Source organism: Pseudomonas sivasensis (assembly GCF_013778505.1).
GTDB classification, from domain to species: Bacteria; Pseudomonadota; Gammaproteobacteria; order Pseudomonadales; family Pseudomonadaceae; genus Aquipseudomonas; species Aquipseudomonas sivasensis.
Map to the genome: position 1 here is coordinate 115886 of NZ_JAAOWU010000002.1, position 18496 is coordinate 134381.

The following is an 18496-nucleotide window of genomic DNA, read 5'->3' on the forward strand; positions in this document are numbered from 1 at the left end:
TCAGAGCACCACCGTCCGATTGGCATTCAAGAACACCCGCCGCTCAATGTGATACCCCACCGCCCGCGCCAATGTCAGCCCTTCGATGTCCCGCCCCTTGGCAATCAAATCCTCTGGATAGTGGCTGTGATCCACCACCTCCACGCCTTGGGCGATGATCGGACCTTCGTCCAGATCGTTGTTGATGTAATGCGCCGTAGCGCCGACGAGTTTCACGCCCTTGTTGTACGCCTGGTGATAAGGCTTGGCGCCCTTGAACCCCGGCAGCAACGAGTGGTGAATATTGATGGCCTTGCCGTCCAGCTTGCGGCACAGCTCCGGCGACAGCACTTGCATGTAGCGCGCAAGGATAACCAGTTCGGCGCCCGTCTCTTCAATCACCTGCCACACCTGACGCTCCTGGGACGGTTTGTCGTTGGGGTCGAGGGGGAAATGGTAGTAGGGAATTTGATGCCAGTCGGCCAAAGGTTTGAGATCGGGATGGTTGGACACCACTGCGACCACATCCATAGACAGCTGACCGATACGCTGGCGGTACAGCAGGTCGTTAAGGCAGTGATCGGCCTTGGAGACCATGATCACCACTTTTGGCCGGTAGTTCGGCGCCGTCAGCTCGAAGATCATGCCAAAGGCTTCACCGCGCGTGGCCAGGCCATCGCGGAAAGCCTGCTCGTCGAAGCCGTCCGGCTGGCGGAATTCGACGCGAATAAAAAACCGACCCGAGAGACGGTCATCGAACGAATGGTGCTCGGTGACGTAGCAGCCCTGTTCGAACAGATAGCGGGTGACCGCGTCCACCGTGCCGAGCACGCTGGGGCAGTCGGCGGTCAAAATCCATGTATCGGGTGCGCGGCTCATACTGGAATCCTCAGGCCCTTGTGGCGAGGGGGCTTGTCCCCGTTGAGCTGCGAAGCAGCTCCAAAACCCGCCACTCGGTTATTGCAGAAAAAATGAGCTGACCTTAGTGGGACAGTGGGACCGCTGCGCGCTCCAACGGGGGGCAATCCCCCTCGCCACAAAAGCGCCCACTCGATCAGGCTTGAACGCTCAGGCCGAATTCGGCCGAGGCGTCTTGCAGCCACAACCACCAGTAATCCGAGAAGCTGCGACGAATCACCAGTTCCCAGGTGTCTTCAGCCGTGTGGCGGATCACCAATTGCGACTTGGCGAACACCGTGCCCACTGCCTTGCCCACCGGGAAGTTGTTGGGGTGCACGTCGTAGCTGGTGGATTTCATCAGCACATCACGCACGTTCGGGCCGCTCAGTTCAAGGATCTGCTGACCGCCGCTGACGTTGACGACCTGGATATGCAAATCACCCAGAGCGGCGCGCAGGTTTTGTTCGGCGGCGAATTCCTCACCGCTTGGCACGATCAGCAACCACTCATCCGGGCCGAGCCATTGCAGGCTGGTTTCGCCTTTGACGATGACCTGCAGGGCGCCGGGCAGTTCGATGCCCAGGGCCTTGTGCACGCCGGCGGCGAAGGCTGCGTCATGGCCGTCACCACGAAGGGTCAGGTGGCCGAGGAGTTTCTTTTCACGCACGGTCACGCCGGCGTTCTTGCGGCCCTTACCGACCAGGCTGGCGAGGTCGGCATGGTGCAGCGACGACTCGGCCTTGGCGCCGGAGGTGGGGCGTTGTTGGTAAACATTGGCTGCTGTCATAAAGCACCTATCTGAATTCTGGGGTGACTGTTCTGGCCTCATCGGGGGCAAGCCCCCTCCCACATTTGAAAGTATTCACCCATCAAAATGTGGGAGGAGGCTTGCTCCCGATGGCCGCGCCGCGGTCTATCAGATGTTCTGCCGATCACCCTTAGGATCAAAGAACACCGAAGACACAATCTCCGCCTCGATCACGCTGCCATCCGCCTGGGGTGAGAACACCCGCTCGCCGATGCGCTTCAAGCCGCCCTTCACCACGCCCATGGCAAACGAATAGCCCAGGGAGTTATGCGCATAACTTGAGGTGACGTGGCCGACCATCTTCATCGGGATCGACTGCTTCGGATCGAACACCAGTTGCGCGCCTTCCGGCAGCCACACAGTCGGGTCGATCGGCTTTAAGCCCACCAGTTGCTTACGCTCTTCGCGCACGCAGTCTTCACGGTTCATCCCACGCCAGCCGATCCACGAGAACGGTTTGGTGCGGCCAACGCACCAGCCCATGTTCAGGTCGTCCGGGGTCATCGAGCCGTCGGTGTCCTGGCCGACGATGATGAAGCCCTTCTCGGCCCGCAGTACGTGCATGGTTTCGGTGCCGTACGGGGTCAGGTTGTACTTCTTGCCGGCCGCGACGATCTGTTCCAGCACGCCCATGGCGTAGTCGGCCTGCACGTTGACTTCGTACGACAGCTCACCGGTAAACGAGATACGGAACACCCGCGCCGGCACACCGCCTACCAGGCCTTCTTTCCAGGTCATGAACGGGAAACCGTCCTTGTCCAGGTCGATGTCGGTGACTTCGGCCAGCAGCTTGCGGCTGTTAGGACCGGACAGGGTCATGGTCGCCCAATGGTCGGTGACCGAGGTGAAGTACACCTTGAGGTCCGGCCATTCGGTCTGTTGGTAGATTTCCAGCCACTGCAGCACACGGGCGGCGCCGCCGGTGGTGGTGGTCATCAGGAAGTGGTTGTCGGCGAGACAGGCGGTGACGCCGTCGTCGAAGACCATGCCGTCTTCCTTGCACATCAGGCCGTAACGCGCCTTGCCCACATCGAGCTTGGTCCAGGCGTTGCTGTAGATGCGGTTGAGGAACTCACGCGCATCCGGGCCCTGGATGTCGATCTTGCCGAGGGTGGACGCATCCAGCAGGCCGACGCTGTCGCGCACGGCCAGGCATTCGCGTTTCACGGCGGCGTGCAGGTCTTCACCGTTGCGCGGGAAGTACCACGGGCGTTTCCACTGACCAACGTCTTCAAACTCGGCGCCGTTTTTCACGTGCCAGGCTTGCAGCGCGGTGTAGCGCACGGGTTCGAAGATGTGCCCACAGTGCCGGCCCGCTACCGCGCCGAAGGTCACCGGCGTGTAGTTGGGGCGGAACATGGTGGTGCCCATCTGCGGAATGGTCACGTTCAGCGAGCGTGCGGCAATCGCCAGGCCGTTGACGTTGCCGAGCTTGCCCTGGTCGGTGCCGAAGCCCAACGCGGTGTAGCGCTTGACGTGTTCCACCGACTCGAAACCTTCGCGGGTGGCGAGTTCGATGGCGGCGGCGGTGACGTCGTTCTGCAGGTCGACAAATTGCTTCGGCGCCCGTGCGGTAGCTTTCTCGTGAGGCACTTGGAACAGCGCCAGGGTTGGCTCTTCCAGACGGCTCAAGGCTTTTGGCAGCGTACCTTCCACCGGGGCAAAACCGGCTTCGCTGGCCGCGCGTACGCCGCCTTCAAAACCATCCGCCAGGGAATCGCCAAGGCCGTAGACGCCATTGATGCCACCGACGCACACACGTTTCTGCGGTGCTTCGCCCGGTACAAAACCGAGGATGTCTTCGCGCCAGGTCGGCTTGCCACCCAGGTGCGAGGCCAAGTGGACCACCGGGCTGTAGCCGCCGGAGCTGGCCACCAGGTCGCAGTCCAGCCACTCGCCAGGGCTGGTGACTTTATGCGCCTTGACGTCGATCGCGGCGATACGCGCAGCGGTGACGCGCTTGGTGCCACGAGCCTCGATCACGGCGCTGCCGGTGAGGATACGAATACCTTTGGCGCGAGCTTCTTCAACCAGCGCGCCGCGTGGGTTGTGGCGCACATCAGCCACCGCCACCACTTGCAGACCGGCATCGAGCCAGTCCAGCGCAACGCGGTAAGCGTGGTCGTTGTTGGTCGACAGCACCAGCTTTTTACCCGGTGCTACGCCATAGCGACGCACGTAGGTGGAAACCGCACCCGCGAGCATATTGCCCGGCACGTCGTTGTTGCCGTACACCAGCGGACGCTCGCAAGCACCGGTCGCCAGGACCACACGCTTGGCACGCACGCGGTGGATGCGCTGGCGCACCACACCAATCGGCGCACGGTCACCCAAGTGATCGGTGAGGCGCTCGTGAATGGTCAGGAAGTTATGGTCGTGGTAGCCGTTGACAGTGGCGCGGGGCAGCAGCACCACGTCCGGCAGGGATTTCAGTTCAGCGATGACACTCGCGACCCATTCAGTGGCCGGCTTGCCGTCGAGGCTTTCGCGGGAATCAAGCAGCGAACCGCCGAACTCTTCCTGCTCATCGGCGATGATCACGCGGGCACCGCTGCGCGCAGCAGCCAGTGCAGCAGCGAGGCCGGCGGGGCCTGCGCCGACCACCAGCACGTCGCAGTGACGGTTGAAGTTGTCGTAGGTGTCCGGGTCGTTCTCGGTCGGCGAGCGACCCAGCCCTGCGGCCTTACGGATGTACTTCTCGTAGGTCATCCAGAACGATTGCGGGTACATGAAGGTTTTGTAGTAGAAACCCGGCGGCATCAGCTTGCCGCCGACCTTGCCGAGAATGCCCATCATGTCGTTGTTGACGCTCGGCCAGCCGTTGGTGCTGGTGGCGACCAGGCCTTGGTACAGCGCCTGTTGCGTGGCGCGCACGTTAGGGATTTGCGTGGCTTCGGTGGCGCCGATCTGCAGCACCGCGTTTGGCTCTTCAGCGCCGGCAGCAAAGATGCCCCGTGGACGCGAGTACTTGAAGCTGCGGCCAATGATGTCGACGCCGTTGGCCAGCAATGCAGCGGCCAGGGTATCGCCTTCAAAGCCTTTGTAGCTCTGGCCGTTGAAGCTGAAGGTCAGGACTTTATTCCGGTCGATCCGGCCACCGTTGGACAGGCGATTGATCTGGCTCATACCTTCTCTCCAGAGGCCTTGGCGGTGAATTGCGGCTTCTCACCGATCTTGTAGGTTTCAAGAATTTCGTAGGTCACGGTGTCGCGGGTCGCGTTGAAATATTGGCGGCAACCGGCGGCATGGATCCACAGTTCGTGATGCAGGCCGCGCGGGTTGTCGCGGAAGAACATGTAGTCGCCCCACTGCTCGTCGGTGCAGGCATTCGGGTCCAGCGGGCGCGGGATGTGCGCTTGGCCGGACGCGTGGAATTCCTCTTCGGAGCGCAGTTCGCCACAGTGAGGACAGAAGATATGCAACATAGGAAATTTCTCCTGTTAGTGGGCGACGGCCGCAGCGCCGTGTTCGTCGATCAACGCACCGTTGTGGAAACGGTCGATGGAGAAAGGTGCAGCCAATGGGTGCATTTCACCCTTGGCGAGACTCGCGGCAAACACGTTGCCTGAGCCCGGCGTAGCCTTGAAGCCACCGGTGCCCCAACCGCAGTTGAAGAACATGTTCGGCACTGGGGTCTTGGAGATGATCGGGCAGGCGTCCGGCGTGGTGTCAACGATGCCGCCCCACTGACGGTTCATGCGCACGCGCGACAGCACCGGGAACATCTCGACGATGGCCTGGATGGTGTGTTCGATCACCGGGTACGAGCCGCGCTGGCCGTAGCCGTTGTAGCCGTCGATACCGGCGCCGATCACCAGGTCGCCCTTGTCGGACTGGCTGATGTAACCGTGCACGGCGTTGGACATGATCACGCTGTCGATAATCGGCTTGATCGGCTCCGACACCAACGCTTGCAGCGGGTGGGATTCGATCGGCAGGCGGAAACCGGCGAGCGAAGCCATGTGGCCGGAGTTACCCGCCGTCACCACACCGACGCGCTTGGCGCCGATAAAGCCCTTGTTGGTTTCCACACCGATGCACACGCCGTTTTCCTTGCGGAAACCGATCACTTCGGTCTGCTGGATCAGGTCCACGCCGAGTGCGTCAGCGGCGCGGGCAAAGCCCCAGGCCACGGCATCGTGACGGGCCACGCCGCCGCGACGTTGCACGGTGGCGCCAAGCACCGGGTAGCGGGTGTTCTTGGAGCAATCCAGGTACGGAATCTCGTCGGCCACTTGCTTGGCATTGAGCAGTTCGCCGTCCACGCCGTTGAGGCGGTTGGCGCTCACACGGCGCTCGGAATCACGGATGTCCTGCAGGGTGTGGCACAGGTTGTAGACGCCACGCTGAGAGAACATCACGTTGTAGTTCAGGTCCTGGGACAGGCCTTCCCACAGTTTCATCGCGTGTTCGTACAGGTGCGCCGACTCATCCCACAGGTAGTTGGAACGCACGATGGTGGTGTTGCGCGCGGTGTTACCGCCGCCCAGCCAGCCTTTCTCGACCACGGCCACGTTGGTGATGCCGTGCTCTTTCGCCAGGTAGTAGGCGGTCGCCAGACCATGCCCGCCGCCGCCGACGATAACCACGTCGTAGACCTTTTTCGGGGTCGGCGTGCGCCACATCTTCTGCCAGTTTTCGTGGTGGCTGAGGGAGTGCTTGAAGAGGCCGAAGCCCGAGTAGCGTTGCATAGTCATTACTCCAAAACCGCGCTCAGCGATAAACCGGGAAATCAGCGCACAGGGCAGACACGTGCTTGGCCACGTTGGCCTCGACGTCGGCATCGCCGAGGTTGTCGAGGATGTCGCAGATCCAACCAGCCAACTCAACACACTGCGTCACTTTGAAACCGCGCGTGGTCACCGCCGGGGTGCCAATGCGCAGGCCCGAGGTCACGAACGGCGACTGCGGGTCATTCGGCACGGCGTTTTTGTTGACGGTGATGTGGGCGCGACCGAGGGCGGCATCCGCCTCTTTGCCGGTGAGGCCCTGACGGATCAGGCTGACCAGGAACAAGTGGTTATCGGTGCCGCCGGACACTACATCGTAGCCGCGTTTGATAAACACGCCGGCCATGGCCTGGGCGTTGTCGATCACCTGCTGCTGGTAGACCTTGAAGCCTGGCTCCTGGGCTTCCTTGAAGCACACGGCCTTGCCGGCGATCACATGCATCAGCGGGCCGCCCTGGGCGCCAGGGAACACGGCGGCGTTGAGTTTCTTTTCAATTTCTTCGTTGGCCTTGGCCAGGATCAAACCGCCACGTGGACCGCGCAGGGTTTTGTGGGTGGTGGTGGTGACCACGTCTGCGTAGGGCAGTGGGTTCGGGTACAGGCCGGCGGCGACCAGGCCGGCGACGTGGGCCATGTCGACGAACAGCAGCGCGCCGACTTTGTCAGCGATGGCGCGAAAACGTGGGAAATCCAGGGTCTTGGAGTAGGCAGAGAAACCGGCCACCACCATTTTCGGCTTGTGCTCGACGGCCAGGCGCTCGACTTCGTCGTAGTCGATCAAGCCGGTATCCGTGTTGATGCCGTACTGCACCGCGTTGTAGAGCTTGCCCGAGGACGACACTTTGGCGCCGTGGGTCAGGTGACCGCCGTGGGCCAGGCTCATGCCCAGGATGGTGTCGCCGGCATTGATCAACGCCAGGTACACAGCGCTGTTGGCAGACGAACCGGAGTGTGGCTGCACGTTGGCGTAATCGGCGCCGAACAGTTGCTTGGCGCGCTCGATGGCCAGGGCTTCAACCTTGTCCACGTGCTCGCAGCCGCCGTAGTAGCGCTTGCCTGGGTAGCCTTCGGCGTATTTGTTGGTGAGGCCGCTGCCTTGAGCTTCCATCACACGCTTGCTGGTGTAGTTCTCCGACGCGATCAGCTCGATATGATCTTCCTGACGCTGCTCTTCGGCATTCATGGCCGCCAGCAGTGCGTCGTCATATCCCTGGATCTGGTCTTGTTTGCTGAACATCGCGTCTCTCCCAGCCTTTCGTATTGTTGAGGCCCGTCGCAGGGCCCTTTGATGCGATGGTAGGGCTGGCGCAGACAGGCCAAATGCCTACGGACGCCACGCAAAGGTGCGTTTACGACATTGCCGGAACAACACAGAACAAATGTGGGAGGGGGCTTGCTCCCGATAGCGGAGTGTCAGCCACAGCATGTGCAAACTGATCCACCGCTATCGGGAGCAAGCCCCCTCCCACAATGGGTCAGGTGATGAACTTGCGAAGGAGTAGCAGCAGCAGGAAATGCGCGGGATAGAGCACATACGCCCAACGACGCATGGCCGGGGGCCCGGCGCTTTTGGCATGTCGCAATAAGACCAATCCGGCCAATGGCGCAATCAGGCATGCAGCCAACCCCAACAGCGCCACCGGCGTGCCGCTATTGAGTAGGATCTGCCACTGGTTGGCCGCGACGCAGACCAGGCCCGGCAACACACTGAAATACCAAGGCCGACTAAACACCAGCAGCATCGCCAATGGCAGCAATACACCAAAGAAATCGAACATTAAGTGGGATGAAAATACTGCCGCTATCGTGGCGGCGATCAACGCCAATCCTCGATCAATAAGCGCCTTCTGCTGCCATCCTCGGGCAACCAGCAAGCCCAAGGCCAAGGTCGGCAGCACATTCAACGTATCGGCATCGTCGATAAACATCCGGTACGGCACTTCGCTGATCACACTGAACAGCAGCAGCCAGCCCAGGTAACGCCAATGCCCAGTCACCGGTGCGTTTGCGACGCGGTGCAGGTTCGCCGCAATCGCCAGGCAAAACCACGGGAACGCCAGGCGCCCCGGTACGTAGAGGCCATCGAGGCTCAAGCCGACATAACGCAGGTGGTCGAGCACCATGCTCAGCAGCGCCAGCCACTTGAGCAAATCCAAAGCGCCATCACGGACACGTCCGACAGGTATCGTTTCAGTACCGTGCATAATTCCCCAGTGACTTTGCATTTACAGAGCGTGCGTACGCCCGACAATCTTGGTTAAAGTGCGCACCAACATCGACCACAGGAATGGGCCATGACCGACAAGAGCCAACAATTCGCCAGTGACAACTATTCGGGCATTTGCCCGGAAGCCTGGGCCGCCATGGAACAAGCCAACCAAGGCCATCAACGCGCCTATGGCGATGATGAATGGACCCACCGCGCCGCCGACGGTTTCCGCAACCTGTTCGAAACCGACTGCGAAGTGTTCTTCGCCTTCAACGGCACCGCCGCCAACTCACTGGCGCTGTCCTCCTTGTGCCAGAGCTACCATAGCGTGATTTGCTCGGAAACGGCCCACGTCGAAACCGACGAATGCGGCGCGCCAGAGTTTTTCTCCAACGGCTCCAAGCTGCTCGTAGCCCGCACCGAAAACGGCAAGCTGACCCCGGAATCGATCCGCGAGATCGCGCTCAAACGCCAAGACATCCATTACCCTAAACCGCGCGTAGTCACCCTGACCCAAGCCACTGAAGTCGGCAGCGTGTACACCCCGGAAGAAATCCGCGCCATCAGCGCCACTTGCAAAGAACTGGGCCTGAACCTGCACATGGACGGCGCGCGCTTTTCCAACGCCTGCGCCTTCCTCGGCTGCTCGCCAGCAGACCTGACCTGGAAAGCCGGTGTGGACGTACTGTGCTTTGGCGGCACCAAAAACGGCATGGCCGTGGGGGAAGCGATCCTGTTCTTCAACCACAAGCTGGCCGAAGACTTCGACTACCGCTGCAAACAGGCCGGCCAGCTCGCGTCGAAAATGCGCTTCCTGTCGGCGCCATGGGTGGGGCTGCTGGAAAACGACGCCTGGCTCAAACATGCACGCCACGCCAACCACTGCGCACAACTGCTTAGCAGCCTGGTGGCGGATATTCCGGGCGTGGAATTGATGTTCCCGGTACAGGCCAACGGCGTATTCCTGCAACTCTCGGAACCAGCCATTGCCGCGTTGACCGCCAAGGGCTGGCGCTTCTACACCTTCATCGGTAAAGGCGGCGCGCGATTCATGTGCGCGTGGGATACCGAGGAAGAACGCGTGCGCGAACTGGCCGCAGACATCCGCGAAGTTATGGGCGCCTGACAATGACTCACTGATGTACATAAAAAAATGTGGGAGGGGGCTTGCTCCCGATGGCGATGGGTCAGCTTGCACATGCAGTGACTGACACTCTGCTATCGGGAGCAAGCCCCCTCCCACATGTGGACTGTGTTGTGCCTGGAGGAAGAGCGTGCGCGAACTGGCCGCAGACATCCGCGAAGTCATGGGCGCCTGACAATGACTCACTGATGTACATAAAAAATGTGGGAGGGGGCTTGCTCCCGATGGCGGCGGGTCAGCTTGCACATGCAGTGGCTGACACTCTGCTATCGGGAGCAAGCCCCCTCCCACATTTGGACTGTGTTGTGCCTGCAGGAAGAGCGCGTGCGCGAACTGGCCGCAGACATCCGCGAAGTCATGGGCGCCTGACAATGACTCACTGATGTGCATAAAAAATGTGGGAGGGGGCTTGCTCCCGATGGCGGTGGGTCAGCTTGCACATGCAGTGGCTGACACTCTGCTATCGGGAGCAAGCCCCCTCCCACATTTGGACGGTGTTGTGCCTGGAGGAAGAGCGTGCGCGAACTGGCCGCAGACATCCGCGAAGTCATGGGCGCCTGACAATGACTCACTGATGTACATAAAAAAATGTGGGAGGGGGCTTGCTCCCGATGGCGGTGGGTCAGCTTGCACATGCAGTGGCTGACACTCTGCTATCGGGAGCAAGCCCCCTCCCACATTTGGACTGTGTTGTGCCTGGAGGAAGAGCGTGCGCGAACTGGCCGCAGACGTCCGCGAAGTCATGGGCGCCTGACAATCACTCACTGATGTGCATAAAAAATGTGGGAGGGGGCTTGCTCCCGATGGCGGTGGGTCAGCTTGCACATGCAGTGGCTGACACTCTGCTATCGGGAGCAAGCCCCCTCTCACATTTGGACTGTGTTGTGCCTGGAGGAAGAGCGCGTGCGAACTGGCCGCAGACATCCGCGAAGTTATGGGCGCCTGACAATGACTCACTGATGTACATAAAAAATGTGGGAGGGGGCTTGCTCCCGATGGCGGTGGGTCAGCTTGCACATGCAGTGGCTGACACTCTGCTATCGGGAGCAAGCCCCCTCCCACATCTGGACTGTGTTGTGCCTGGAGGAAGAGCGTGTGCGAACTGGCCGCAGACATCCGCGAAGTTATGGGCGCCTGACAATGACTCACTGATGTACATAAAAAAATGTGGGAGGGGGCTTGCTCCCGATGGCGATGGGTCAGCTTGCACATGCAGTGACTGACACTCTGCTATCGGGAGCAAGCCCCCTCCCACATGTGGACTGTGTTGTGCCTGGAGGAAGAGCGTGCGCGAACTGGCCGCAGACATCCGCGAAGTCATGGGCGCCTGACAATGACTCACTGATGTACATAAAAAATGTGGGAGGGGGCTTGCTCCCGATGGCGGTGGGTCGGCTTGCACATGCAGTGGCTGACACTCTGCTATCGGGAGCAAGCCCCCTCCCACATGTGGACTGTGTTGTGCCTGGAGGAAGAGCGCGTGCGCGAACTGGCCGCAGACGTCCGCGAAGTCATGGGCGCCTGACAATCACTCACTGATGTGCATAAAAAATGTGGGAGGGGGCTTGCTCCCGATGGCAGTGGGTCAGCTTGCACATGCAGTGGCTGACACTCTGCTATCGGGAGCAAGCCCCCTCCCACATTTGGACTGTGTTGTGCCTGCTTGAGCAATCAGAACTCGATACGCACATCCCCCTTCGGCACGCTGCAGCACGACAGGATGTAACCGTCGGCTTCGTCTTCCTCGGTGATCCCGCCGTTGTGGTCCATCTCGACCTCCCCGCCCAGCTTCATCACCTTGCACGTTCCGCAAATACCCATGCCGCAAGCTTTCGGGATCAACAGCCCAAGCTTGGCCGCCGCTGCGTGCACGGTTTCGCCCGGCGCCACGCGGATGCTCTTGCCTGACGAAATGAATTCCACCTGATGCAGGTCTGCCAAATCGATTTCCGGCGCGTCGGCCGCTTGTTCGGCTTGTTCCACCGCATCGGCACGAGCTTCCGGCGGCGTCGCACCGAAGGATTCCTCGTGATAGCGCGCCATGTCGAACCCGGCCACTTCCAGCAGGCGCTTGACCGCGTTCATGTACGGCGTCGGGCCGCAGCAGAACACTTCGCGCTCCAGGAAGTCGGGCACCATCAGTTCGAGCATCTTGTGGTTCAGGTAGCCCCGATAACCGGCCCAAGGCTCGCCCAGACCGTGCTTCTCACAAATCAGGTGCAGGCTGAAGTTATCGATCCGCGACGCCATGTGCTCCAGCTCGCGGTGGTAAATGATGTCTTTGGGCGAGCGGGCGCTGTGGATAAAGGTCATGTCGACATTGGCGTTGGTGTCGTAGAACCAACGCGCCATGGACATCACGGGAGTAATCCCCACCCCGCCGCTGAGGTACAAGACTTTGGGGCTTGGGAAGTCGATGGCGTTGAACAACCCCACCGGTCCGTGTACCGCCAGTTCCTGGCCTTCGTGCAGCGTGTCGTGCAGCCAGTTGGACACCTTGCCGCCCGGCACACGCTTGATGGTCACCGAGAAGCTGTAAGGCACCGAGGGCGAGCTCGAAATCGTGTACGAGCGCATGATCGGCTGGCCTTCGATTTCCAGCTCCAGGGTGACAAATTGCCCCGGCTTGAAAAAGAACAGGATCGGCTGGTCGGCCATGAAGCAAAAGGTGCGCACGTCCCAGGTTTCCTGGATGACTTTGACGCAACGGACGATGTGCCGACCATTGGCCCAGGTCTGGGTAGTTACTGGATTCAGGAAACTGTTGGACATGCTGATTCTCCACTGCCGATATTCGGCTTTATGGTGGCGATTCTGCGTAACGCGAGAACCACCCATTTACCTATCTGCGACATTCACATACTTATCGCGACCAGCCCCCAACGACAGGGGGTTGCGCGTCGGGATCAGATTGGGCCATGTCGCCCATGGATAAGGATCGTCGCAACGCCGGCCCCACACTCGCACCCAACAACTACGCTTTCTTTACGCCTTGCATAGCATCAACCGTAGCCACTATTCGCCGGCCACACAGAATGGCCATGAGGACACACACGATGGACGTCACCGCAACCTTAAGCTTGGGCGATCCGCTGGAACCCGCACGCAAGGCCACCGCGCAAATGCTGCAAGAGCGCGAGCGCACGTTTTCGCTGCCGCAGCCGTTCTACTCTGATGACCGGCTGTTTGATATCGACATGCAGGAGATTTTCCAGAAAGAGTGGTTGATCGCCGGCATGACCTGCGAAATTCCCGCCAAGGGTAACTACCTGACCCTGCAAATCGGCAAGAACCCGATCATCGTGATTCGTGGCGCCGAAGGCGTGGTGCATGCGTTCCACAACGTCTGCCGCCATCGCGGTTCGCGCCTGTGCACCAGTGACAAGGGCAAGGTCGCCAAACTCGTGTGTCACTACCACCAGTGGACTTACGAGCTGGACGGCCGCCTGCTGTTTGCCGGTACCGAAATGGGCGCCGACTTCGACATGAAGCAGTACGGTTTGAAGCCGGTGAACGTGAAGACCGCCGGTGGCTACATCTTCATCAGCCTGGCCGAGAACCCGCCGGCCATTGATGACTTCCTGTCGACCCTGAACCACTACATGGAACCGTACGACATGGAGAACACCAAGGTGGCGGTGCAAACCACCTTGATGGAAAAAGCCAACTGGAAGCTGGTGCTGGAAAACAACCGCGAGTGCTACCACTGCAACGCCTCGCACCCGGAACTGCTCAAGACCCTGCTGGAATGGGACGATGTCACCGACCCGCGCGCCGACCAGGCGTTCAAGGACCACGTGGCCGCCTCCGCAGCCGCTTGGGACGCGGAAAAAATTCCTTACGCCCACGCCAGCTTCGGCCTGCGCAACCGCATCGTGCGCATGCCGCTGCTCAAGGGCACTGTGTCGATGACGCTGGACGGCAAGCAAGGCTGCGCCAAGCTGATGGGCCGCATCAAAAACCCCGATCTGGGCTCGATGCGCATCCTGCACCTGCCGCATTCCTGGAACCACTGCATGGGCGATCACATCATCGTGTTCACCGTGTGGCCAATCAGCGCCCAGGAAACCATGGTCACCACCAAGTGGATCGTGCACAAGGACGCCGTCGAAGGCGTGGACTACGACGTGGAGCGCATGCGCCAAGTGTGGGACGCCACCAACGACCAGGACCGTCGCTTGGCCGAAGAGAACCAGCGCGGGATCAACTCCACCGCTTACCAGCCAGGGCCGTACTCCAAGACCTATGAGTTCGGCGTGGTGAACTTTGTGGACTGGTACAGCGAGCGCCTGCTGAGCAATCTGGGCGCTGCACCGGCGCCTTACCTCAAAGGCGTGGCTGCACACGAATAACCGATACCCGCAGCTCAACAAGGTGGGAGAGGGACAAGCCCCCTCCCGCACTTGAACCTCACACTGCTCAATATTTGATCAAATCTCTCGCAAGCCTCTGCCAGCGCGCCCTCCAGCCTTTACCCAACAACTTATCCACAAAGCCACCCACAGTAATTGTGGGCAACTGGCTTACTTGTCCAAAATTAACTGAAGAAAATCCGTGACTTATTCAACTCCACGGGTTTCGCCCTGCTTTGATCAATTTATGATCAATAGTCTGCAAGCCACGTAATACAAAGCCCACAGCGGTACGCAAACACCTTATCCACAGATCCGCCAACAGACTTTGGGTGCAACTCTGGCGACGCTGTGGAAAACCGCCTCAAACCTTCATAAACCGGGGCATCTACCGGTTTAGCGGAACAAAAAGGCCGAATTGATCAAAATACAACCAACTCACTGAGAGCCGCTGTTTATATGGCCTGTAGCTGATAGCGAACATCTTATCCACAGAACCGCCAACAGAGTTTGGGGGCAAGTCGAGAATGGGCAGCGTCCTTATCCACATCAAAACGCCTGTAAAAACCGCCACTTAGCCTGGTTGTTTTTCGTACAGCGCGCTGTAGGCCTTGATTTACAAGCTCTGTGGACAACCACAAACACCTTATCCACAGGCACGTGCACAGTGATTGTGGGTAACCACCGCTTATCGGCCAACTGTACAAAAAATACTCAGATTCAAAGTTCATCTACACTCACTTTTGCAGTTATATCCATTGGCCTGGGTTAATGCAGAAGTCCTTGGCGCGATAGAGGGAGATAGATCAGTGATAGGGCGGGGTCATTCCAGCCATCACTGCGCCAAAGGTTTTACGCTGATTGAATTACTACTGACGCTGGCCTTACTGGCCACGCTTTCGACAGTGGCTTATCCGCTGACGGCGTTGATGGGTAAACGCGACAGGGAACTTGACCTGCAACGCTCGTTGCGGGAAATACGCCGTGGGATCGACGCCTACAAAGAAGCCAGCGACGCCGGACGTATTGAAAAAAGTATCAGCTACAGCGGTTATCCACCCTCCCTCCAAGCATTAGTCGAGGGGGTCACGGACAAGACCGATCTCAAAGGCAAAAAACTCTTCTTCCTGCGCCGCATCCCCCGCGACCCCGTCTGCGAGTGTCCGGAACTGTTGCCCGCGCAAACCTGGCAACTGCGCAGTTACAAGAGCACCGCTGATAACCCACAAGAGGGGGAAGATGTATTCGACGTTTCGTCCCGCAGCACTCGGGAGAGTTTGAATGGAACGTCATACAGCCAGTGGTAATCGGGGTTTTACCCTGATCGAGTTGCTGGTGGTGATGGCTATCATCGCCACCCTCATGACCCTCGTGACGCCCCAGTATTTTCGCCAGCACGCCAAGGCCCAGGAAACCGTGCTGCGCCATAACCTGTCCTCCATCCGCCAGGCCCTGGACCAATACCGTGAAGACCACGGCAACAATCCCGAGTCCCTGCAAGCCCTGGTCGACCGGCGCTATTTGCGCGAAATCCCCATGGACCCGCTCACCGGCAAGCGCGACACCTGGCAACTGCAACCCTCCGACGAACAAGGCCTGGGCGACGTGCGCAGCGGTGCGCCCGGCAGCGCCCACGACGGGAGCGCCTATGCAGACTGGTAAACACAGCCAGGACGGCTCGGTGTTCATGGGCATGTTGGTGACAGTGGCCGTGGTGGCGGTGATGTTGATGGAAACAGGCACGCTGTGGTCCAGCGTGTTGCAGCGCGAGCGTGAGTTGGAACTGCTGGCGCGAGGCAATGAGATTCGGCGGGCGATCGGCCTGTACTACGCCGCCGGTAATACGTTCCCCAAGTCCCTCGAAGATTTGGTGCTGGACCGCCGCCAACCGACCATCAAGCGCTACCTGCGCCGGGTCTATGACGACCCGCTGACCGGCACCGCCGATTGGGGCGTGGTCCCGGGGCCGGGTGAAACGATCATGGGCGTGTTCAGCAACGCCAGCGGCACGCCGTTCAAGCAAAGCAACTTTGCGGTGATCAATCAGAGTTTTACAGGGCAAGGCAGTTATCAAGGGTGGGTGTTTCTGTACGGCCCTGGACAGAGTAACCCTCCAATCCCCAGCGCTCCCCGTGGAGACCAGCCCAACCAATGATGCCCTTGCACACACACTGATCGTTCCAGCCGTTCGGAACTTTTCTATCTGAATTGAGGCGGACTACAACATGAATAACCTACAGCGCTACACAAGGAACTTGATTAACTGGGTGCTCGCACTGGCAATTCTGATGCCGGCGCTAGCGATAGCCCATGGCGGCGTGGATACCCCCGTCGCACGACAGATCTACTGCAAGATGCTCCCGGACTTTTGGTCAGGTAGCCCCAGCGACGCTGGGTGCGCAGCCTTGGCCAGGAAAAGTGGACAGTACCCAGGCCAGCAATGGAATGAAGTCGCGCATTTGATCCGAGCCCCCGGTTATGAAGACCTGGAGACCGTCAAACGGGAGGTGCCCGACGGCACGCTCTGCTCGGCAGCCGACAGCAAAAAAGACGGTCTGAACCTGGTGTCGGATGATTGGCACCGCACCGACGTGACGCCTCAAAACGGCAAGATGGACGTGCGCATCATTGGCACGGCGCCCCACGTGCCCAGTTTTGCGCGGGTGTTCCTGACCAAACCAGGCTTTGACCCTACCCGCGCGCCCTTGACCTGGAATGACTTAACCCTTATCCACACCGAGCAATTCACGGTCGCGCAAACCAACTGGGGCAACAAGCCACCGGCTATTTCGGCTTCGGGCTACTTCAAGATGTCAGTTCCGGTTCCGGCACAGCAGTCCGGCAAGGCGACGCTCTTTGTGCAATGGCAGCGCATTGACCCGGCCGGGGAAGGGTTCTACAACTGCAGCGATATCAACCTCGTCGGCGCCGCCGTTCCAGAGCGCTGGTACGATCTTGGCCAATTCATCGACACCGTGATGAATGATCTCAAGCCCGGTGACGCCGTGCACTTCCGCATCCTCGACAACACCCCGCAAGCCAAGGAAGTCGTCGACATAACCCTGCCGATCACCCAGGCCAATTTGGACGCGAAAGTCTGGGGCCAGCAATTGGCCGGTCAGGTCAATTCGAGTATCGCCAAAATCGGGGAGAAAGACGGCGCCACCATTGTGTTCAACTCAGCCGACCCAAGGGCTAACTCGGTGTTCGTCCTGGCCGAGGGTTACTCCAAGGCGATGGCCATCATTCCGGGTGGGGAAACGCCTGTTAACCCAGCGCCACCGGTTGCCCGTATTACCGGCCCCACTTCGTTGAAGTCCGGACAGGCTTTTACCTTCAGTGGCACGGGCTCGACCGGCAGCAACGGGCAACTGCTCTACCAATGGGCGGTGCCTGGGATGACCGGGGCGCAGAACGCCGCCAACGTCAGCGGGACCGCCTACACCGTCACAGAAGCGACCCCGTTCAAGGCACGCCTGAATGTGCGCGACCAGCAAAACGGCAAGACCAGCCAGGCGGAGTTCGACTTCACGGTGACTCCAGACAGCGGCGGCGGAGAATATCCGGCCTACGTAGAGGGCACACCGTACAAAGCCGGAGACACCGTGAGCAACCGCGGCAAGAACTATCGCTGCAAACCGCATCCTTACACCGCCTGGTGTGCGGGCGCGGCATGGGCTTATGCACCGGGGACCGGCACTGCATGGGACCAGGCTTGGGATGAGATGAAATAAGCCGACGCGCATATTCATTAACTCGATAACCCCAAGAGCCAAACGTTATAGGGCGCCTCACGGCGCCTTATATCGACGAACGCTACAGTTGTAGAGGTGTAATTCGAATAGCGATGCAGTACTACCGGCGGTGCCCGCTCAAACGCGGGCCGGGAGATGGCTACACAACCGCCGTGCCTTGGCACTCCCACAGGGTATCTCCATGTACAGTCGCGCCTTTTTCCGCACCCGCTCCTGCGGTTTCACCTTGCTTGAGCTGCTGGTAGTCCTGCTGATCATCGCCCTGCTCGCCAGCTACGTCGGGCCGAAGATGTTTGATCGATTGGAACTGGCCAAGGTGCAAACAGCCCAGGGGCAGATGAAGTCCCTTGCCGATGCCTTGCATCAGTACCGCTTGGACAATGGCACCTACCCCGACGAAACACTCGGCCTGAATGCGCTCACGACGCGCCCCGCCAACGCGAACAATTGGCAAGGGCCGTACCTCAAGTCACTGCCGCCAGACCCATGGGGCAACCCTTACCTCTTCAAGAACCCCGGTACTGCGCCCAACGACGCAGAGATCATCTGCCTGGGCCGAGACGGCAAAGCCGGCGGTGAGAACACCTACGCCGACATCGTCTACGGGCTGTGACCCACC

Annotated in this window: 17 protein-coding genes; 9 read left to right on the forward strand and 8 right to left on the reverse strand. The window is 60.0% G+C overall.

Annotated elements, in window-relative coordinates; genetic code table 11:
* The 7 genes from purU to G9Q84_RS04090 all read right to left on the reverse strand — a co-directional run bounded on the left by purU (position 1) and on the right by G9Q84_RS04090 (position 8621).
* Positions 1-858, reverse strand: coding sequence for a formyltetrahydrofolate deformylase (gene purU, locus G9Q84_RS04060; RefSeq protein WP_032883972.1), 858 nt, complete (start codon positions 856-858; stop codon positions 1-3).
* A 175-nt stretch (positions 859-1033) separates the two neighbouring features.
* Complete coding sequence (locus G9Q84_RS04065; protein WP_032883974.1) at positions 1034-1666, reverse strand: sarcosine oxidase subunit gamma; 633 nt, start codon at positions 1664-1666, stop codon at positions 1034-1036.
* Positions 1667-1795: 129 nt separating this feature from the next.
* The gene (locus G9Q84_RS04070; protein ID WP_032883975.1) at positions 1796-4813 is read right to left on the reverse strand and encodes a sarcosine oxidase subunit alpha; all 3018 of its coding nucleotides are present in this window, start codon (positions 4811-4813) and stop codon (positions 1796-1798) included.
* Entirely contained in the window at positions 4810-5112 is a 303-nt protein-coding gene (locus G9Q84_RS04075) for a sarcosine oxidase subunit delta (protein ID WP_003194855.1), read from the reverse strand. The genes G9Q84_RS04070 and G9Q84_RS04075 overlap by 4 nt, the downstream gene beginning before the upstream one ends.
* A 15-nt stretch (positions 5113-5127) precedes the next feature.
* On the reverse strand, positions 5128-6378 hold the full coding sequence (locus G9Q84_RS04080; protein WP_010207084.1) for a sarcosine oxidase subunit beta: 1251 nt from the start codon (positions 6376-6378) through the stop codon (positions 5128-5130).
* A gap of 22 nt (positions 6379-6400) precedes the next feature.
* Complete coding sequence (glyA, locus tag G9Q84_RS04085; protein ID WP_181642927.1) at positions 6401-7654, reverse strand: serine hydroxymethyltransferase; 1254 nt, start codon at positions 7652-7654, stop codon at positions 6401-6403.
* A gap of 238 nt (positions 7655-7892) precedes the next feature.
* On the reverse strand, positions 7893-8621 hold the full coding sequence (locus G9Q84_RS04090; RefSeq protein ID WP_181642928.1) for a TraX family protein: 729 nt from the start codon (positions 8619-8621) through the stop codon (positions 7893-7895).
* A 90-nt stretch (positions 8622-8711) separates the two neighbouring features.
* Here G9Q84_RS04090 and G9Q84_RS04095 point away from each other — a divergent pair, with 90 nt between their 5' ends.
* From G9Q84_RS04095 to G9Q84_RS29510, 3 genes are all read left to right on the forward strand, one after another.
* Positions 8712-9752, forward strand: a complete 1041-nt coding sequence (locus G9Q84_RS04095; RefSeq protein WP_032883981.1) for a threonine aldolase family protein — start codon at positions 8712-8714, stop codon at positions 9750-9752.
* Between the two features lie 264 nt (positions 9753-10016).
* Complete coding sequence (locus tag G9Q84_RS29505) at positions 10017-10139, forward strand: hypothetical protein (protein WP_274602988.1); 123 nt, start codon at positions 10017-10019, stop codon at positions 10137-10139.
* 1033 nt (positions 10140-11172) lie between these two features.
* A complete protein-coding gene (locus G9Q84_RS29510; RefSeq protein WP_274602989.1) occupies positions 11173-11295 on the forward strand; it encodes a hypothetical protein in 123 nt (40 codons plus the stop codon).
* Between the two features lie 146 nt (positions 11296-11441).
* Here G9Q84_RS29510 and gbcB read toward each other — a convergent pair whose 3' ends face one another.
* On the reverse strand, positions 11442-12542 hold the full coding sequence (gene gbcB / locus G9Q84_RS04100) for a glycine-betaine demethylase subunit GbcB (protein ID WP_032883983.1): 1101 nt from the start codon (positions 12540-12542) through the stop codon (positions 11442-11444).
* Between the two features lie 284 nt (positions 12543-12826).
* On the opposite strand from gbcB, the gene gbcA reads away from it, so the two are divergent.
* The 6 genes from gbcA to gspG all read left to right on the forward strand — a co-directional run bounded on the left by gbcA (position 12827) and on the right by gspG (position 18490).
* Positions 12827-14122 (forward strand): glycine-betaine demethylase subunit GbcA, encoded by a 1296-nt coding sequence (gene gbcA, locus G9Q84_RS04105; protein WP_032883986.1) that lies wholly within the window; start codon positions 12827-12829, stop codon positions 14120-14122.
* An 812-nt stretch (positions 14123-14934) separates the two neighbouring features.
* Positions 14935-15429: a prepilin-type N-terminal cleavage/methylation domain-containing protein gene (locus G9Q84_RS04110; protein WP_181643044.1), complete on the forward strand. Its 495-nt coding sequence runs from the start codon at positions 14935-14937 to the stop codon at positions 15427-15429.
* Complete coding sequence (locus G9Q84_RS04115) at positions 15404-15784, forward strand: type II secretion system protein (RefSeq protein ID WP_032883989.1); 381 nt, start codon at positions 15404-15406, stop codon at positions 15782-15784. Before G9Q84_RS04110 ends, G9Q84_RS04115 begins: the two co-directional genes overlap by 26 nt.
* Positions 15771-16277 (forward strand): type II secretion system protein, encoded by a 507-nt coding sequence (locus tag G9Q84_RS04120; protein ID WP_178075193.1) that lies wholly within the window; start codon positions 15771-15773, stop codon positions 16275-16277. The genes G9Q84_RS04115 and G9Q84_RS04120 overlap by 14 nt, the downstream gene beginning before the upstream one ends.
* 70 nt (positions 16278-16347) lie before the next feature.
* Positions 16348-17856, forward strand: a complete 1509-nt coding sequence (locus tag G9Q84_RS04125; protein ID WP_181642929.1) for a lytic polysaccharide monooxygenase — start codon at positions 16348-16350, stop codon at positions 17854-17856.
* A 202-nt stretch (positions 17857-18058) separates the two neighbouring features.
* Positions 18059-18490, forward strand: a complete 432-nt coding sequence (gspG, locus tag G9Q84_RS04130; protein WP_095185080.1) for a type II secretion system major pseudopilin GspG — start codon at positions 18059-18061, stop codon at positions 18488-18490.
* Positions 18491-18496 lie beyond the last annotated feature (6 nt).